Annotated in this window: 13 protein-coding genes; 3 read left to right on the top strand and 10 right to left on the bottom strand. The window is 70.5% G+C overall.

Going from position 1 to position 16,492, the window contains the following annotated elements; genetic code table 11:
- Nucleotides 1–1,151, top strand: a 1,151-nt coding sequence (locus K206_RS0105990; protein WP_020201507.1) for a class I adenylate-forming enzyme family protein, incomplete at its 5' end; no start/stop codon positions are given.
- A gap of 519 nt (nucleotides 1,152–1,670) precedes the next feature.
- Here K206_RS0105990 and K206_RS42670 read toward each other — a convergent pair.
- The gene (locus K206_RS42670; protein ID WP_155887968.1) at nucleotides 1,671–1,847 is read right to left on the bottom strand and encodes a hypothetical protein; all 177 of its coding nucleotides are present in this window, start codon (nucleotides 1,845–1,847) and stop codon (nucleotides 1,671–1,673) included.
- Between the two features lie 72 nt (nucleotides 1,848–1,919).
- Between K206_RS42670 and K206_RS37605 the strand changes: the two genes are divergently transcribed.
- Together K206_RS37605 and K206_RS0105980 are read left to right on the top strand one after the other, a co-directional pair.
- The gene (locus K206_RS37605) at nucleotides 1,920–2,642 is read left to right on the top strand and encodes a response regulator transcription factor (protein ID WP_020201506.1); all 723 of its coding nucleotides are present in this window, start codon (nucleotides 1,920–1,922) and stop codon (nucleotides 2,640–2,642) included.
- A gap of 50 nt (nucleotides 2,643–2,692) precedes the next feature.
- Nucleotides 2,693–2,968, top strand: coding sequence for a hypothetical protein (locus K206_RS0105980; RefSeq protein WP_020201505.1), 276 nt, complete (start codon nucleotides 2,693–2,695; stop codon nucleotides 2,966–2,968).
- Nucleotides 2,969–2,989: 21 nt separating this feature from the next.
- Here K206_RS0105980 and K206_RS37600 read toward each other — a convergent pair whose 3' ends face one another.
- From K206_RS37600 to K206_RS0105935, 9 genes are all read right to left on the bottom strand, one after another.
- Nucleotides 2,990–4,234 (bottom strand): hypothetical protein, encoded by a 1,245-nt coding sequence (locus K206_RS37600; protein ID WP_231401563.1) that lies wholly within the window; start codon nucleotides 4,232–4,234, stop codon nucleotides 2,990–2,992.
- A 2-nt stretch (nucleotides 4,235–4,236) separates the two neighbouring features.
- The gene (gene glmS / locus K206_RS0105970) at nucleotides 4,237–6,066 is read right to left on the bottom strand and encodes a glutamine--fructose-6-phosphate transaminase (isomerizing) (RefSeq protein WP_029043285.1); all 1,830 of its coding nucleotides are present in this window, start codon (nucleotides 6,064–6,066) and stop codon (nucleotides 4,237–4,239) included.
- Between the two features lie 84 nt (nucleotides 6,067–6,150).
- Nucleotides 6,151–6,594 carry a hypothetical protein gene (locus K206_RS0105965; RefSeq protein WP_020201502.1) on the bottom strand — a complete coding sequence of 148 codons (444 nt, stop codon included), beginning with the start codon at nucleotides 6,592–6,594 and terminating at the stop codon, nucleotides 6,151–6,153.
- Between the two features lie 13 nt (nucleotides 6,595–6,607).
- A complete protein-coding gene (gene pgaC, locus K206_RS0105960) occupies nucleotides 6,608–7,930 on the bottom strand; it encodes a poly-beta-1,6-N-acetyl-D-glucosamine synthase (RefSeq protein ID WP_020201501.1) in 1,323 nt (440 codons plus the stop codon).
- 29 nt (nucleotides 7,931–7,959) lie between these two features.
- Complete coding sequence (gene pgaB / locus K206_RS0105955) at nucleotides 7,960–10,005, bottom strand: poly-beta-1,6-N-acetyl-D-glucosamine N-deacetylase PgaB (RefSeq protein ID WP_020201500.1); 2,046 nt, start codon at nucleotides 10,003–10,005, stop codon at nucleotides 7,960–7,962.
- Nucleotides 10,006–10,011: 6 nt separating this feature from the next.
- On the bottom strand, nucleotides 10,012–12,057 hold the full coding sequence (pgaA, locus tag K206_RS0105950; protein WP_231401562.1) for a poly-beta-1,6 N-acetyl-D-glucosamine export porin PgaA: 2,046 nt from the start codon (nucleotides 12,055–12,057) through the stop codon (nucleotides 10,012–10,014).
- A gap of 895 nt (nucleotides 12,058–12,952) precedes the next feature.
- Nucleotides 12,953–13,786 carry a hypothetical protein gene (locus K206_RS37595; RefSeq protein WP_020201498.1) on the bottom strand — a complete coding sequence of 278 codons (834 nt, stop codon included), beginning with the start codon at nucleotides 13,784–13,786 and terminating at the stop codon, nucleotides 12,953–12,955.
- 218 nt (nucleotides 13,787–14,004) lie between these two features.
- Nucleotides 14,005–15,237, bottom strand: a complete 1,233-nt coding sequence (locus tag K206_RS37590) for an SGNH/GDSL hydrolase family protein (RefSeq protein ID WP_155887967.1) — start codon at nucleotides 15,235–15,237, stop codon at nucleotides 14,005–14,007.
- A 271-nt stretch (nucleotides 15,238–15,508) separates the two neighbouring features.
- Entirely contained in the window at nucleotides 15,509–16,402 is an 894-nt protein-coding gene (locus K206_RS0105935; RefSeq protein ID WP_020201497.1) for a LysR substrate-binding domain-containing protein, read from the bottom strand.
- Between the last annotated feature and the right edge of the window lie 90 nt (nucleotides 16,403–16,492).

Genomic DNA, 16,492 nt, shown 5'->3' with positions numbered 1-16,492 from the left:
CGGGCGCGCCCGCCGGGCAGTCGTTCGAGGCGTGGCTCGCGCCCGCGGGCAGCCGCCCGCAAGAGCGCCCGGTCGAGCCGGAGCAGGTCTTCAACATCATCTACTCGTCGGGCACCACGGGCACGCCCAAGGGCATCGTGCACGCGCACGAGCTGCGCTGGAACCAGATCCGCCGCGTGCAGGAAAGCAGCGGCTACGGCCCGGACGCCATCACGCTGATCTCCACGCCGCTGTATTCCAACACCACGCTGGTGAGCTTCCTGCCCACGCTGGCGCTGGGCGGCACCGCGATCCTGATGCCGAAGTTCGACGCGCAGCGCTACCTGGAGCTGGCCGCGGCGCACCGCGTCACGCACAGCATGCTGGTGCCGGTGCAGTACCAGCGCCTGCTGGCGCGCCCGGATTTCGACAGCTACGACTTGTCCTCCTACCGCATGAAGTTCTCCACCAGCGCGCCGCTGAGCGCCGCGCTCAAGGCCGACGTGCTCAGGCGCTGGCCGGGCGGGCTGGTGGAGTACTACGGCATGACCGAGGGCGGCGGCAGCTGCGTGCTGGCCGCGCATGAGTTCCCCGGCAAGCTCCATACCGTGGGCCGGCCGATGGAAGGGCACGACATCCGCCTGATCGACGACGAGGGCAGGGAAGTGCCGGTGGGCGAAATCGGCGAAGTGGTGGGCAGCTCCAGCACCATCATGAGCGGCTACCACAAGCAGCCCGAGAAGACCGCCGCCGCGCACTGGCGCGATGCCAGCGGCAAGCTGTTCATCCGCACCGGCGACGTGGGCCGCTTCGACGAGGACGGCTTCCTCACGCTGATGGACCGCAAGAAGGACATGATCATCAGCGGCGGCTTCAACATCTATCCGAGCGACCTGGAGGCGGTCCTGCAGCAGCATCCCGCGGTGGCGGACTGCGCCGTGGTGGGCGTGCCTTCGCCGCGCTGGGGCGAGACGCCGGTGGCCTTCGTGGTGCTGCGCGACGGCGTGGACGTGTCCGCCGAAGCGCTGATGGCGTGGGCCAACGGGCAGGTCGGCAAGACCCAGCGCCTGGCCGCGCTGGAGCTGGTGGACACGCTGCCACGCAGCGCCATCGGCAAGGTGCTCAAGCGCGAATTGCGCGACGCGTTCAGCCCGGCGCGCGTGCTGGACTGAGGCCGCGGCGCGGGCGCCTCGCGGTGCCCGCGCGCCCTGCGCGCATGGCGCAACGGCAAATGCCCGCAATCGCGGCCAGCGCGTATACCCTCGCTCGTATTCCGCTTTTGCCGAAACTCGCGCCGAAAATCCATCTCATCCTTAAAACTTCCAGAAACCCCGCCTTAGTGGGGAGAAAAACCTCTGGCTGCCGCATATTCTTTTGCATGTAAAGATAACAATTCTTTAATTGAATTGATTATCCGGTGCCGCGCAAAGACGGGCACGAAATGGCATGAGAAGCGACAGGAGGCGAATGGTGCTTTACTGATTGCGGTCGATGATGACGGATTGCGGGCGGGTGGATGAGCGAAGGGCCGACCGATAACGGCTCAGGTTCCAAAAATGAAACGACGGGAGAGCGGGGCGCAGGCCCGCCTCCCCGGCCGCCGGCCTCGCAGGCCGGCGGCATCCGGTCCGCCAGGAAGGCGCGCATGGCGCGGCTTCCGGCCGGCGTGCGGAAAACGAGCGCACGCTTTTTCACGCAATCCCGATGCCGGCAACGGGGCGGGCTTTTCGCCGCCGCCGGGGCCGCGCGCGCATGTCATCCTCACGATTTTCCGATTTTCGAACGCGGCAATGCCGGCGCGCGCCGGCTTTATTTTCCTCCGGAAAAATCCAGGCAATGTCCGTGCCTGGAGATAAATCGAATTCCATGACGGATGCCGATTGTATTTTTCCGATTATCGCAGGGCATCGGGTCGAGCCGAGCCATAAGGGGCAGAGCATATGAGAACCGAAATCATTGGCCAGGGCACCGTGAATGCATTGCTGATCGAAGACAATGCATTGCTGCGGCTGGGATTGCTCCACATCCTGGGCAACATCGAAGGCGTGGGCGAGGTGATCTGCGTGGCGCCGGCCGAGCTGGCGATGCTGCGCGGCCCGGTCGGCGACATCGCGCTGGTGATCCTGGGCGTGCCGGCCGAGGCGGAGCGCCAGCGGTGGCTGCTGGAAACCGCCTGCGAGCTGCTGTCGCCGCAATGCCTGCTGCTGTTCGCCGATTCCATGCAGCCCGGCATCCTGCCGGCGGGGCTGGCGCGCGGCAGTTGCACGTGGCTGCCGCGCTCGGCGTCGCTCGGCGCGATCGAGGCGGTGATCCGGCTGGCGCTGGCCGGCAAGGCGCGCGGCCACGGCGAGGCCGGTCCGCAGCGGCGCCTGTCGCTGGCGACGCTGTCCCCGCAGGACGGCGGCCCCGACCTGATCGGCGAGGCCCGGCTGCTGCAGCTCACGCCGCGCCAGTACGAGGTGCTGGTGCTGCTGTCGCAGGGTTATCCGATCAAGACGGTCAGCCGCATGCTCAATATCTCGGTGGCCACCGTGAAAAGCCACGTGGCGCTGATCTACCAGCGCCTGCAGGTGCGCAACAAGACCGAGGCCATCTACGCCGCGCGCCAGCGCGGGGCCAGGCTGGAGGCCGACCGGCGCGAGTCGCGGGCGGTCAACGGCTGAACCGCGCCGGCGCGGCCGCCGGTGAACGAGGGAACGGACGAGGAACGGACATGCGCACGAGGTACTTTGCCTATCGCGGCTTCGAGGTCCGGGCGTTCGCGCAGCGCGGCGCCACGGGTTTGTGGATCAGCGTGTACGAGGCGTTCGCGGTCAGCGGGCCGGGCGCGATCGACCTGGACTCCGTGCTCTGCGGCAGGTTCGTCTGCGACGGCCTCGACCACCGGCTGGCGCTGGACGAGGACGAGGCCATCGAGGAAGCGGTGGCGCTCGCGCGCGCGGCCATCGACACGCGCGAGATCCTGGCGTCGTGGGGGCTGCGCGAATAGCGCCGGGCGGCGCTGTTCGTGCTATTCGCAGCGGTCGGCCGCGGACGGCGGCGTGGCCGCGCGCAGGTCGAAATCCGCTTCGCGCAGGCCCTCCGGCGTGAGCGAGACCCAGTGCAGCGAGGTGGCCGAATGCGCGAGCCCGAGGCTGCCCTGGATGCGCCACGGCACCGGCGAGGGCTGGCTGCCGGCCAGCGCGATGGCATCGGCGGACAACTGGAGATGGAGCAGGCGGCCATCCTGCGCCGGCGTGAAGGCCTTGTCGCCGATCACCGCAATGCCGGCCTCGCGCACGCTGGCCGGCATGCAGCGCAGCGAGGCGGTGACGCGGCCCGCGGTGTCCAGCAGGTGGGCGAAGCCGCGGCCGCCGGTGCTGGTGCCGACCACGAGGAAGCGCGCGAGCGCCGGCACGTAGGCCACGCCGTAGGTGTAGTAGGCCAGGCGCTCGTCGAGCACCCGCGGCGCGCCGGGCGCGGCCGCGCCGGGCCGGTAGACCGCCGTGCGCAGGCGCGCGTAGGTGCGGCCCGGCACGAACTCCTGCCAGACCAGCAGCGCCTCGTTGTCCGAGGCGGCCAGCAGCGGCCACCACTGCCGCGTGTTCCTGGCCACGTCGGCGCTGCGCAGCAGCCGGCCGGCGCTGTCGTAGGTCTTGAGGTACACGCCGTTGCCGGTGCCGAGATCGTCCACGCCGCCGCCGTCGACCCAGTCGTCCGAGTAGAACACCACGAAGCGGTTGCCGACCGCGGCGACGTGGCCGGAATGGCCGCCGGCGCGCACGTCGCGCGCGCCGGTCTGCCGCGGGTGCAGGTCGGGGCCGTAGACCAGGTAGCGCTGGCTGACGTTGCGGGCGGTGTTCCAGCCGTCCTCGAAGCTGAGCATGATGCGGCCGTCGGCGGTCCGCGCGGCGGAGACCGGCTCCTGCGCCTCGTTGCGCGCGTACAGCACGCGCGGCTCGCCGAGCGCGGCCTGCCCGGGCTTCCAGCTGGCGACGTAGATGTCGTGGGTCCAGTTGCGGTCGCGCCCCGGGCCGCGCGGCGGCAGGCCCGAGCTGCTGAAGAAGACGTAGGTCAGGCCGGCGGGCCCCGCCACCGCGCCGATGCCGTGCATGTACGCGCGCGGGTCGGGGCCGGGCTTGGGGCCGACTGCGGGGCCGACTGCGGGATCGACTTCGGGCCCGGCCGCCGCCGGCCCCGCGCACAGCGCGCCGGCCAGCAGCAGCGGCAGCAGCGGCAGCAAACCGGACGGGCGGCGCATCGCTTGCCGGCGCATGTTCATTCCACCGTGACCGACTTGGCCAGGTTGCGCGGCTTGTCCACGTCGGTGCCGCGCGCGCACGCGGTGTGGTAGGCCAGCAATTGCAGCGGCACCACGTGCAGGAGCGGCGAGAGCCGGCCGTAGTGCTCGGGCATGCGGATGACGTGCAGCCCGGGCGCGCTCTCGATCATGGTGCCGGCGTCGGCGAACACGTAGAGCTCGCCGCCGCGCGTGCGCACCTCTTCCAGGTTGGACTTGAGCTTTTCCAGCAGCGCGTTGTTGGGCGCGACCGCGATGACCGGCATCTTCTCCGTCACCAGCGCCAGCGGGCCGTGCTTGAGCTCGCCGGCCGGATAGGCCTCGGCGTGGATGTACGAGATTTCCTTGAGCTTGAGCGCGCCTTCGAGCGCGATCGGGTAGTGGATGCCGCGGCCGAGGAACAGCGCATTCTCGTGGCGCGCCAGCACCGCGGCCCAGGCCTTGATCTGCGGCTCCAGCGCCAGCACGCCGTTGAGCGCCGCGGGCAGGTGGTGCAGCTGCTGCAGCATGACCGCTTCCTGCCACGCGCCGAGCCAGCCGCGGCACCTGGCCAGCGTGGCGGTGAGCACGAACAGCGCCGCCAGCTGCGTGGTGAAGGCCTTGGTGGACGCCACGCCGATCTCCGCGCCGGCGCGCGTGAGAAAGCGCAGGCGCGCCTGGCGCGTGATGGCGCTGCCGGCCACGTTGCAGATCGCCAGCGTGTGGCGGTGGCCGAGCCGCTGCGCGTGCCGCAGCGCGGCCAGGGTGTCGGCGGTCTCGCCGGACTGCGAGATCGCCAGCACCAGGCACCGCGGGTTCGGCACGCTGTCGCGATAGCGGTATTCGCTGGCGATCTCCACGCTGGTGGGAATCTGCGCCATCGACTCCAGCCAGTAGCGGGCGGTCAGCCCGGCGTGGTAGCTGGTGCCGCAGGCCAGGATCAGCACCGAGTCGATGCGCGCGAACAGGTCGGCCGCGTCGGCGCCGAACAGCGCCGGCTCGAAGGCGTCGAGGCGCTCGGTGGCATCGGCGATCACGGCCGGCTGCTCGAAGATCTCCTTGTGCATGTAGTGCTGGTAGGGCCCGAGCTCGACGGCGGCTTCGGTGGCGGCCAGCTCGTGGGTCTCGCGCGTGGCCGGCTCGCCGTTCTGGTTGACGATCGCGATGCCGTCGCGCGACAGCGAGACCAGGTCGCCTTCCTCCAGGTAGATGAAGCGCCCGGCGTAGCCCGTGAGCGCCAGCGTGTCCGAGGCCAGGTAGTTGCCGTCCTCGCCCAGGCCGACCACCAGCGGCGAGCCGCAGCGCGTGCCGATCACCAGTTCCGGCTGGCTGCGCGCGAACACGGCGATGGCGTAGGCGCCGCGCAGCTGCGCGCGCGCGAGCTGCACGGCGCGGCACAGGTCGCCGTCGCCCTGCTGGTGGAAGCAGTGGTGGATCAGGTGGGCGATCACCTCGGTGTCGGTCTGCGACTCGAACGCGTAGCCGCGCGCGCGCAGGGTCTCCCGCAGCGCTTCGTGGTTCTCGATGATGCCGTTATGCACCAGCGCGATCTCGCCGCTGGAGAAGATCGGGTGGGCGTTGTGGGTGAGCGGCGCGCCGTGCGTGGCCCAGCGCGTGTGGGCGATGCCCACCGTGCCCTCCAGCCGGCTGCGGTGCACCTGCTGCGCCAGGTTGGTCACGCGCGACACGCTGCGCGCGCGCCGCGGCTCGCCTTCCTGCAGCACGGCGATGCCGCACGAATCGTAGCCGCGGTATTCGAGGCGCCGCAGCCCTTCGAGCAGGACCGGCGTCACGTTGCGTTGAGAGACTGCACCGACAATGCCACACATGATGATTTCCCCCGGATAGCTGAGTTCATGCTCGGTGAAGGCGCGCGCGGCCGGCGGCCGCGCGCGCGGGACGGGCCTCGCGGCTCAGGCGAGTTCCTGCTGCAGCGGCGCGACGCGCGAGATCAGGCCGTCGTCGTCGTGGTAGGCCACCAGGCGGCGGCTCGGCCCCACCGCCAGCACCACGTCGCGGGCCAGGTCCAGCGTCGTGGCGGGCACCGCGCGCGCCGGGCGCATCGCGCCGGAGACGCTCTGCTCGAGGCGGCGCACCGTGGTCCACAGCGTGAGCGAGGCGATCATGCCGAGCACCACCAGCACGTCCGGCACGATGCCGCGCAGCGTGAATTCGTTGCTGCCGGCCGAGGTGACGCACCAGCCGATGTAGAGCGCCGCCATGACCCAGATCGAGGCCACCAGCAGCGGCCGCGCCAGGCGGTACCAGAGATAGCGCCGCAGCGCCTCGCTGCGCGCGTGGCGCTGCAGGTAATGGCCGAGCGTGGCGTTCGATGCATCGATGATCGGGTTTTCCATGATCGTTTCCTCCTCAGTGGTGCTGCTCGAGTGGCGCAGCGTGCGACGGTGCCGGCACGGGTGGCTGCGGCGGCGCGGATGCCGGCGTGTCCGCGCGGATGCCCCGGTCGGGGCTGACCCACCTGGCCCGGGTGCGGCGCTGGTGCAGCAGCACGCTGGGCAGGGCGATCACCGATGCGACCATGCTGATGGTCCAGAACGCGACCGGGTACCAGATCGTGTCCAGCAGATAGCGCAGCAGCCGCGTGTCGTAGCGGTGGTCGATGGCGCAGCCGACCAGGATCTGCAGGCAGCAGGTCAGGAACAGGAACACCCCCGCGCCGCGCGGCATGCTGGCGAAGCGCCAGGAGTCGGGCAGGGTGAACAGCGCGGTGGCGGCGGTCATGGCCAGCGTGAACAGCATGCAGTAGGCCCACACCACGCTGACCGAGTATTCGAGGAAGATCGGCCACAGCATCGGCCGCCGGCGGGCGACGATGGGCGCGGCGTAGCGGCGCAGCACCTGGATGCCGCCGCGCGCCCAGCGCAGGCGCTGGCGGAACAGGCCGCGCAGGGTCTCCGGCATCAGGATCCAGCTCAGCGCGCGCGGCTCGAAGTGCAGGCGCCAGCCGTGGACCTGCAGCTTCCAGCTGATGTCGATGTCCTCGGTGAGCATGTCGGGGCTCCAGTAGCCCACGCTGCGCAGCGCGCTCTTGCGGAACATGCAGATCACGCCGGACACGGTGAGCAGGCGGCCGTACATTTCCTGCGTGCGCTTGATCAGCCCGACGATGGAGGAGAACTCGCCGACCTGCATGCGCCCCAGCAGCGAGGTGCGGTTGCGGATGCGCGGGTTGCCGGTGACGGCGCCCACGCCGGGGTCCTTGAGGAAGTGGCGCAGCATCCAGCCGATCGCGTCGGGGTCGGGCAGCGAGTCGCCGTCGATGCACAGCAGGTACTCGGCATCGGTCAGCATGGTGGCCGTGGTCAGGCCGATGGCCTTGCCCTCGTTGTTGTTCTGGTGGATCACCAGCAACTGCGGGTACTGCTCGGTCAACTCGTTGAGGATGGCGCCGGTGGCGTCGCGGCTGCCGTCGTTGACGGCGATGATGTTGTAGTTGGGGTAGTGCAGCCGCGCCAGGTTGGCGATGACCTCGCGCACGTTGTCCTGCTCGTTGTAGCAGGGCACGATGACCGAGACCTTGGGGAACTCGGACGGGTCGTCGGCGCGCAGCTTCTTGCGCTCGCGCCGCTCGATCAGGAAGTAGTGCAGCAGGCCGCCGGTCATCCACAGGTACGACATGAACAGCGGGTAGTAGAAGACGAAGTTCGAGATCAGGCTCGCGGTGTTTTTCATGGTATCTCCCAGCTTCGTTCGGTGGCCGCCTAGGCCCGGATGCCCGCGCGCGGCCGCACCAGGTTCTGCATGGACATGACGTCGCGCAGCACGGCGAGGTCGGGCTGGCCGGACATGAACTGGTCCGGGCAGTAGCCGAGGTGCTTCGCGCCGGCCACGCGCAGGCGCTCCATCTGCGCGCGCAGCGTCGTGCTGGGCACCGGCGCGTGCGTGCGCGCGTCCAGCGTGAGCAGCGCGAAGATGGTCCTGGCCAGCGCGCCCGGGTGCGCCGCCACGGCGGCGGCCAGGCTGTCCAGCCACGGCGCGGGCGGCGCGCCGCCGCCCGGGTCGGGATAGGCCAGCAGGTTGACGAAGTCGTAGTGCGCGGCGAACGCGTCGAGGTCCTGGCCCAGGCGCGGCGCCGCGCCGGGGCGCAGCACGGCGTCGGCCGGCAGGCTGCGCACGGTCAGCACGTTGCCGCCGCCCTGGTAGTCCTTGATGGCGTCGGCCAGTTGCCCGGTGAAGCGGACGAGGTGGTCGAGGCGGGCGTCCGACCAGCGCCGCAGCAGTTCGGGGTCGGCATGGATGGCGGCGAGGTCGCGCGGCAGCCCCCAGTCCGCATAGGCCGCCAGCGCGGCTTCGCCGGCGTCTTCGTGCATGCCCAGGCTCGCGTCGTCGCCGAACACGATGCCGTTGAAGCTGGTGTAGCGCGCGAGGTCGTCGTAGATCTCGCGGATCGCGCGCCGCGCGAGCGGGTCGAACGGACTGAGCCGCGTGCGCTGGCGCGGGCCGCTGCCGTCCTGCAACGTGCCCGGCGTGGAGAGCACCAGGCGCGACGCCGCCGGATGGCCGGCCGGCAGCCGGAAGGCGAGCACCGGCATGGCGGCGTAGACCTGCACGCCGGCGCGCGTGATCAGCTGCCACGCGGCGCGCGAGAACAGGTCGGCGCGCACCGGCATGTGGCGGTTGGGGAAGTAGAGCGCCTGCGCCGTGCCGCTGCCGTCGGGGTCGTGGTAGGCCTGCAGGTAGACCGACTTCGGCTCCAGGTCCTTGATGCGGTCGAGCAGCCGCGACAGGCGCGCCTCCTGGCGCTCGGGGTCGGGGTCGTACACGTCGTCGAGCGCGACGTTGACCACGCGCTCGACCGGCTCGCTGTCGCCGCGGTAGGCCGACTGCTGGCGGAACTGGCCGAGCATGATGCCGGCGTCCCAGTCGTAGGAGACCAGCAGCCGGCGGATCTTGTTCAGCGGCACGTCGGGCGTGTTGGGGCCGTCGTCGAGCGTGAAATGCACGTGCATGCCGAGCTTGCGCGAGGCGCCGATCAGCACCGCGTTGTACATGCCGTAGGGCCACACCATCGAGCGCGGGCCGACGCCGGTGTTGGCGCGGATCAGCTCGGCGCTCTGCCGCAGGTCGGCGCCCACGCGGTCTTCGTACTCGGCGTCGGTCTCGTAGCGCCGCAGGGCGGCGAGATAGAGATGGGTGCTGGCCGCGGGCAGCTCGTTGCCCTGCGGGTTGGCCACCGCGCCGTAGTGCATGTCGTGCGTGTGCGAGGCGATCTCCACCAGCCCGGACTGCGCCATCTCGCGCAGGTTGCTCCAACTCATGAAGTAGCCGCGCGGCATCAGCGACTTGTGGCTGATGCGCACCGGCCCCTGCGGCGATGCGTTGGTCCAGCTCGACACCACCGCCACCAGCGCCGGGTAGCCGTACTGCCGCAGCAGCGGGAAGGCCTTGCTGTACTGGCTTTCGTAGGCGTCGTCGAAGGTCAGCAGCACGGCGCGCGGCGGCAGCGGCGCGCCGCCGCGGCGCGAGGCGATGATCTGGTCGACGCTGACCGGATGGAAGCCGTTGCCCTTGAGCCAGGCGAAGATGTTGTTGAGTGTGGCGGTGCTGATCGCGCAGGTGTCGGCCACGGTGTCCACGTCGGCGCGCAGGTCGTCGCGGATGTCGTGGAAGGCGAGCACGCGGAAGGTCAGTCCGTCGTCGCGGTCCGGCGGCGGCAGCAGCGGCAGGCCGTAGCGGGCGTGGACACTCTGGGCCACCGACAGCGCGCCGGCGAAGCCAAGGAATTTTCGGCGATTGAATTGGCTCATGATGACCTATAGCGGGACGTTGAGGTTGAGGTAGATCAGCTTGGTGGTCTCGCGCGTGCCGTCGTAGCGCTTGCTGCCCACGCCGATGCCGTAGGCCAGCGACGCCTTGCGGCCAAGCTGCCAGTACTGTTCGAGGCGGGCCTCCCACAGCATGCTGGTGCCGAAGTCGTTCTGGCGGTAGCCGCCGACGGTGGCGTAGACGCGCTGGCTGAACGATTTCTCGGCGTAGCGCCACGGCGTCCACTGGTACATGGAGCGCAGCTGCGCGGTGTAGTCGCGGCGCGGGTTGAAGTACGCGGTGTCGGCCAGCGTGTTGCTGCTGGTGCCCACGTCGAGCCAGAACGAGACCTGGTGGCGCGGCTGGTTCATCAGCCGCTGGTACCAGGTGCCTTCCCATAGCTGGTGCAGGTTGGTGTCGCTGTAGCGCCCGACGCCGTACATCACGTTGAGGTAGCGCGCGTCGTCCTGCATGTAGCGCGCCGAGGCGGTGGCGCTGCGGCCGGTGACGCCGGCCTGGTAGGCCTTCCACGGCAGCGTGTTGTCGTCGGAGTCCACGCCCGCGCCGAAGCGCCAGTGGTCGCTGGGGCGGAACGCCACCGTGCCGGTGCCGCCGGTGCGGCCGTTGCCGCCGGCGGACTGGTGCACCTCGGCGGCGGCTTCCCAGCCGTCGCGGCGGAAGTCGCCGCCGATGCCGTTGCGCACGCGGCTGACGCTCTGGCCGTCGCCGGTGCTGGCGCGCCCGGAGAACTGGTGGGCGAACACGCGCCAGTAGCCCGCCAGCGGCTGCGAGTAGAGCTGCGTGTCGATGCTCCAGGCGGTGTCGGCGAGCACCGAGTTGCCGTGCTCGACGCCGGCGTTGACGATGAGCTGCGGGCTGTCGTAGGCGCGGTACTCGCGCTGGAAGTTCTTGACCGCGTTGTTGTCGGGGAAGTTGGCGCCGAACGCCGTGGCCACGGCGCCGGCCTTGTCGTACTGATGGATCTGCAGCGCGCTCTTGCCGAGCCCGGCCAGGCTTTCGACGTCGCCGGGGTGGTCGGCCTGCGCCTGCTCGTAGAGCGCCAGCGAGCCGTAGGGGCGCTCCAGCACCAGCGCGCCGTCGGCGCGCGCGCTCAGCAGGGTGGGGTCGAACGGCGCGTCCTTGCGCAATGCCTCCAGCGCCGCCACGCCTTCGGCGACGCGGTTGGTGTAGAGCAGGTATTGCGCCTGCAGCTTCTGCACGCGGCCGTACTCGGGGTTGACCTTGTCGGCGTCTTCGGAGAGCGCGTCGTGCTGCGGCGTCTTGCCCGCCATGGTGGCGATCAGCGCGCGCGCGGCCTCGTAGTGGCCCTGGTCGAGGTAGGCGAAGAACAGGCTTTCCTCCACGTCCGGCAGCGACAGCGCGTAGGGCTCGGGGGTCTCCTTGAGCGGATCGACCTGGCTTTGCAGCGCCTGTTCGTAGGCGCGCGCGGCGGGGCCGGGCTGGTCGAGGTAGCTGTAGGCGTCGCCGGCGGCGGCGTAGGCGGGCGCCGGCAGCGGCGCCGGCGCCTGCGAGAGCTGCGCGTACAGCGCGGTGGCCTCCTTCATGCGCCCGCGCACGGCCAGCGCGACGAGGCGGTCGGTCAGCGCGGCGCGGCGCACCGCGTCGTACTCGGCCTCGTCGGGGATGCGGGCCAGCAGCGCGTCGGCGTCGGCCAGCGCGCGGTCGGCCGCGTCCAGCCGGTCGGGGTCGTTGGAGGCGTTGGCCTGCTGGCGCGCCCAGCGCAGTTGCTGGGCCAGGCGCAGGTGCTCGAGCAGCAGCAGGTCGCGCGTGCCGAACACGTCGGGCCGCGCGGCGGCCTGCTCCAGCGCCAGGGCCGGCGAGCCGCCCTCGGCGAGGTCGAACAGGCGCTGCCTGAGCTGGTCGGGTCCGTCGGGCGCGGCGGGCTGCGCCATGCCCGGCGCGGGTGGCTGGGCCGGCGCCGGCTGTCTTGCCGCGGCGGTTGCGCATTGTTCGCGGGCGAACAGCGCCAGCAGGACGGCGGTCGTCCTGAGCGTGGTTCGCAAGCGCTTGCGGCTGTGCTGCGATGAGTTCACGTTGTTTCCCCCGGAGTGCGCTGCGACTACAGAAAAAGCGTCCCCGTCGGTGCGCGGCATATGCTTGCCGGCGCCGCTGCGGTGAGGCGAGGGGACGGTGCTGGCCCGGCGGCGCGGCGTGCCGCCCGCGCTGCCGGACCATGACTGCTGGCATCGACCAGATGCGAAGGCGCCGCCGGCTGGTGCCGGCCACGCCCGTGTTTCCCATCCAAGGCCGGCGCGGCCCGCGCGCGCCCTGCATCGTGGCGCCGCGGGCAGTTGCCTGCCGCTTGCTGCTTGCCTGCCGTGCCTGCGTGATCGCTTGCCGCCCGTGGGCGGGTGTCACGTTGCTGGCACACGCGAAGCAGTATTTGGCGATGCGGCGGGGCAGCGGCAGAGGCCATAAGCACTAGGCTCGCGGATGGCTGGCACGGTGGAGGCGTCCGCGCGGGGCGGGCTGCGCCGGCGCCGTTGCCTGGCGCGGCGCGGCGGGCATGCCGGCCCGCGATCGGTGGCGGCGGTCCGGTGCCGGGGATGGTTGGCGCCGGGCACTCGGATGGTCCCGCGCCGGCGCCGGGGTGGAATTGTGCGGATGAGGGTCATCCGGACGGACTACCTGCCGGGAGGGCCGCCGTGTTTCAAAACCGTGGCAGTCGTGTGCTTCGCCTGAAGGAAATGCGCGGCGCGCGATGGCGGCGAGGTGAAAATCAAAAAAATACCCCACCGAGCTACTAAGTTGTTTTACGGTAAATATCGGAAAAAATACGCGATCGGCATCGATGCCGATATCAATGCCGATGCCGGATCGGCATTGCGGCGCGCGCAATCCGTTGCCGGACCGGTTTGCTTCCGGCATGCCGCGCCGTGCCACCGGGCGGTGGCATGGCGGCATCGGTCGGGGGAGCGTGCGGGGGAACTACGTGCAGCAGTGGCCGCCGGCATCCTCGGGCGCGGGCTGCCGCCGCGGCCCGCGCGCAGCCGGCGCGTCGCCGCGGGCGGCGCCGAAGCTGGTGGCCAGCAGCTTGCCGAACGCGTTGAGCAGCACGTCCGAGTTCAGGCCGTTGGCGCCGGCCAGCGCGGGGCAGATGATCCAGGTGGTGCCGTCGCCGCGGAACACGCGCAGCGACATCACCAGGTCGGCCGGCTGCAGCTGCCATTCGTCCGCCACGGTCTTGCCGAGCCCGAACGCGCGGATGAAGTCCTGCGTGTGGCGCTGGCCGAAGCAGACCACCACCTTGGGCTGCCAGCACGCGCAGATGCGGGCCAGGAAGCGAAAGCGCCCGCCGAAGCGGCACAGGTCGAGGTAGCGCTCCTTGGGCAGCAGCGCGGGCTGGCCGCGGAACACGGTCGACCACCTGGCGACGCCGTCGAGCTGGTCCGGCACGGGGAACAGGTTGAGCTTGAACTCGGCGCCGTCGGGGCTGAACAGTTCCTGCTCGAAATACGGCTTCCAGTCGGTGTCGCTCAGGCGCCGGCCCAGCACCTCGGCGCGCGCCGCGGCCATGATGCGCGCGATGCGCTGGTAGCTCAGCCATCGGGCCATGCTGTCGCGGTGCTCGGCGCGGAAGGCCGCGTCCCAGGCGTGCGGCGCCAGGCGCGGCAGCAGCGGCGCGCGCAGCGGCTCGGTCCAGCGCTGCGGGCTGCTGTCGCAGAACCAGACCGCCGCCGCCGGGTTGCCGCCTTCCATCCCCACGTAGGAGGAAAAATAGGTATCCAGTTCCTGGCTCGTGAACACGGTCGTATCTTTCATGCGTCTCCTCGGATGGCGTGGTACGGGCTGTGCGGGTTGCCGGCCGCGCCGCGCAGGCGGCCTCCTGGAAGTCGTTTCAAGATGAAGCGAAGCGGTCCTGGCCAGGCGCGCGGCCGCGGACAGTACAAGCGGTACTTGCCGTGCCGCGCAACGACGCCAGGATCTTCTTGAAGCGACTCCTTATGCAAGAAGCCCACCGGCGGTGGGCTCCTGGCGGCTCATGGCGAAAGCAGCGGGGGAAAGGCCGTGGCCCCGGGATCCGGCAGCAGCGAGCGCAGGCCGAGCTGGTCCGCGAGGTAGGGGCCGATCAGGCGGTTGCCCGCATCGCCGGGATGCTCGTCGTCCGCCATGTAGCCGCTGGCGGTGGCCTGCGCGAACGAGCCGAGCAGCGCGCGCAGGTCGACGTAGCCGGCGCCGGTCTGCGTGGCGACGCTCTGCTTGCGCGGCGCGAACGCGGCCAGCGCGGAGACCTGCCAGTCGCGCGTCTCGCCGGACTGCACCACCAGGATGCGCGTGGCCGGGCTGGCGGCGACGATGTCCTGGATGACGGCGAGCAGGTCGGACTCGTGCTGCTGCGCGGTGCGGGAATAGCGGTCGTTGAGGCCGCCATTGAGCAGGTAGGCGGCGGGCTTGAGCGCGGCGAACCATTGCCGGCGCATGTCGCTGTCCTGCGCGGCCACCGCGGCTAGGCGCCGGCCGCGCTGGCCGGTGTTGCCGAGCTGGATGCCGAGGCTGCCGAGCGAGAACAGCGCGCCGAACACCGTCACCTTGCCGGTGATCTGGCTGCAGCCCACGCCCACGCCGCCACCGCCGGCGGCCGGCTGGTAGGCCAGGTCGATCCACGCCAGCGTGTTGGCGGCGGCGTCGGTCTGCACGGCCTGCCCGGCGTCGCCCGCGTTGGTGGTCCGGCACTGCATGGCGCCGCCGCCGGGCTGCCGGAGGTAGAACAGCCGCGCGTTCGACCACAGGCTGGGCGGGGTCAGCGAGAAGGCGGCAGTGCCGGTGCCCGCGTCGGTGGCGATGCCGCGCCCGTCGAGCGAGAGCCTGCCCATCGGGTCATGGATGTGGAGGTGGCGCAGGTCGGCGGTCCTGGTGGCGGCGGGGTCGTCGAACGGCAGGTAGCCGGGTCCGCCGTCGCCAAGGCCGCCGCGCGTGGCGGCGAGGAAATAAGCGCGCCACGTGCTGCCGTGCGCGCCCGCGGTGAGCCCGTCGATGCCGGCGAGCACCAGGGTGTGCGCCTGCGCGTCGGCGCCGCCGGGCGGTGGCGTGGAAGGGGGATTGGCGGGGTTGGCCGGGTTGGCGGGGTTGCCGGCGACGGGTGCCGGCGAGCCGCTGGCGTCGGCGGTGCCGGCGGGGCTGCCGCCGCCGTCGCCGCCGCAACCGCCCAGCGCGGTTGCCGCCGCGAGCACGATGAATGCCAGAAGCCTGCTGAATTGCGCGTTCAATTGCATCTGTGTCTCCCCCGGTTCAATTGCGTCGGATTGCGTCGAATTGCGGTGGGCCTTTTAATGCAAGGCAGGAATCCTGCTAATGACCAGATGATTTTGTCTGCAAAAAATCGTATTTCAAACAGATTCTAGTTTTAGGGTATTCGTGTAAAAAGCACATGCACCAGAAATCCCCACATACGAGTGGTATTTCATCTACGATGCCGGCGCGAGGCGGGAAGGAGAGAGGCGGGAAGGGGAAATGCGGGAGGGCGTGCCGGGAATGGCCGCGGTTTCAGCGGCGCCCGCCCGCCGCGATCATGTCGATGAAGTCCTGCATGTAGCCGCGCACGTACTGGTCCTCTCGCAGGCTGACCGAGGCCATCGACGGCGGGAACAGCTCGCCGGTGTCGATCACGGCGAGGTCGGTGTCGCGCCGCGGCTCCACCGCCATCTGCTGCACCACCGCCACGCCGAGGCCGGCGGCCACGTAGGCCTTGATCACGTTGGCGTCGGTGGCGCGCACCACCACGCGCGGCGACAGGCCGCGGCGCTGGAACTCGCGCGTGACCATCCATCCCGAATTGAAGTGCTCGTCGTAGGTCACGAGCGGATAGCGCGCGATGTCCTCCACGCTCACGCGCGCGAGCTTGAGCAGCGGATGGCGACGCGGCACGATCAGGCAGCGCGGGATGGGATAGGCCGGCAGCGCGACGATGCCTTCGGGCGTGTTGTCTGGCAGCGTGGAGATGCCGAGGTCCACCGCGTTGTCGCTGACCCACTGCACGATCTGCGCGGGATGGCCCTGCAGCAATTCGAGGTTGACCGCCGGATGGGCCTTGCTGAAGCGGCGGATCACGTCCGGCAGGCCGTAGCGCGCGTGGATGTGGGTGGTGCCCACGCGCAGCGTGCCGCTGCCGCCGGCCTGCCCCGCGCCGGCCAGGCCCGCCAGCGCGCGCGTGTCGTTGAGCACGCGGCGCGACAGCGCTTGCGCTTCCTGGCCCGCGTCGGTCAGGCCGACCAGCCGGTTGCCGCGGCGCACGAACAGTTCCACGCCGATCTCGTTTTCGAGGGAGCGGATCAGCTTGCTGACCGCCGGCTGGGTGGTGTGCAGCGCATCCGCGGCGCGCGAGATGCTGAGCTGGCTGGCGATGACCGCCTGCAGGCAGCGCAATTGCTGGAGGGTCATATCATGCCATTCCGGTAATGATTGTCTACGAACATGTCATTTTACAGAAAGAAGCCCGAAGCCCAGAATGGCCCCACCGATCGAGGAGAC

The organism is Cupriavidus sp. WS (assembly GCF_000395345.1).
Taxonomy (GTDB): domain Bacteria; phylum Pseudomonadota; class Gammaproteobacteria; order Burkholderiales; family Burkholderiaceae; genus Cupriavidus; species Cupriavidus basilensis_B.
Note: the sequence above shows the minus strand (reverse complement) of the source record. Positions and strands in the feature narration are given on the sequence as shown.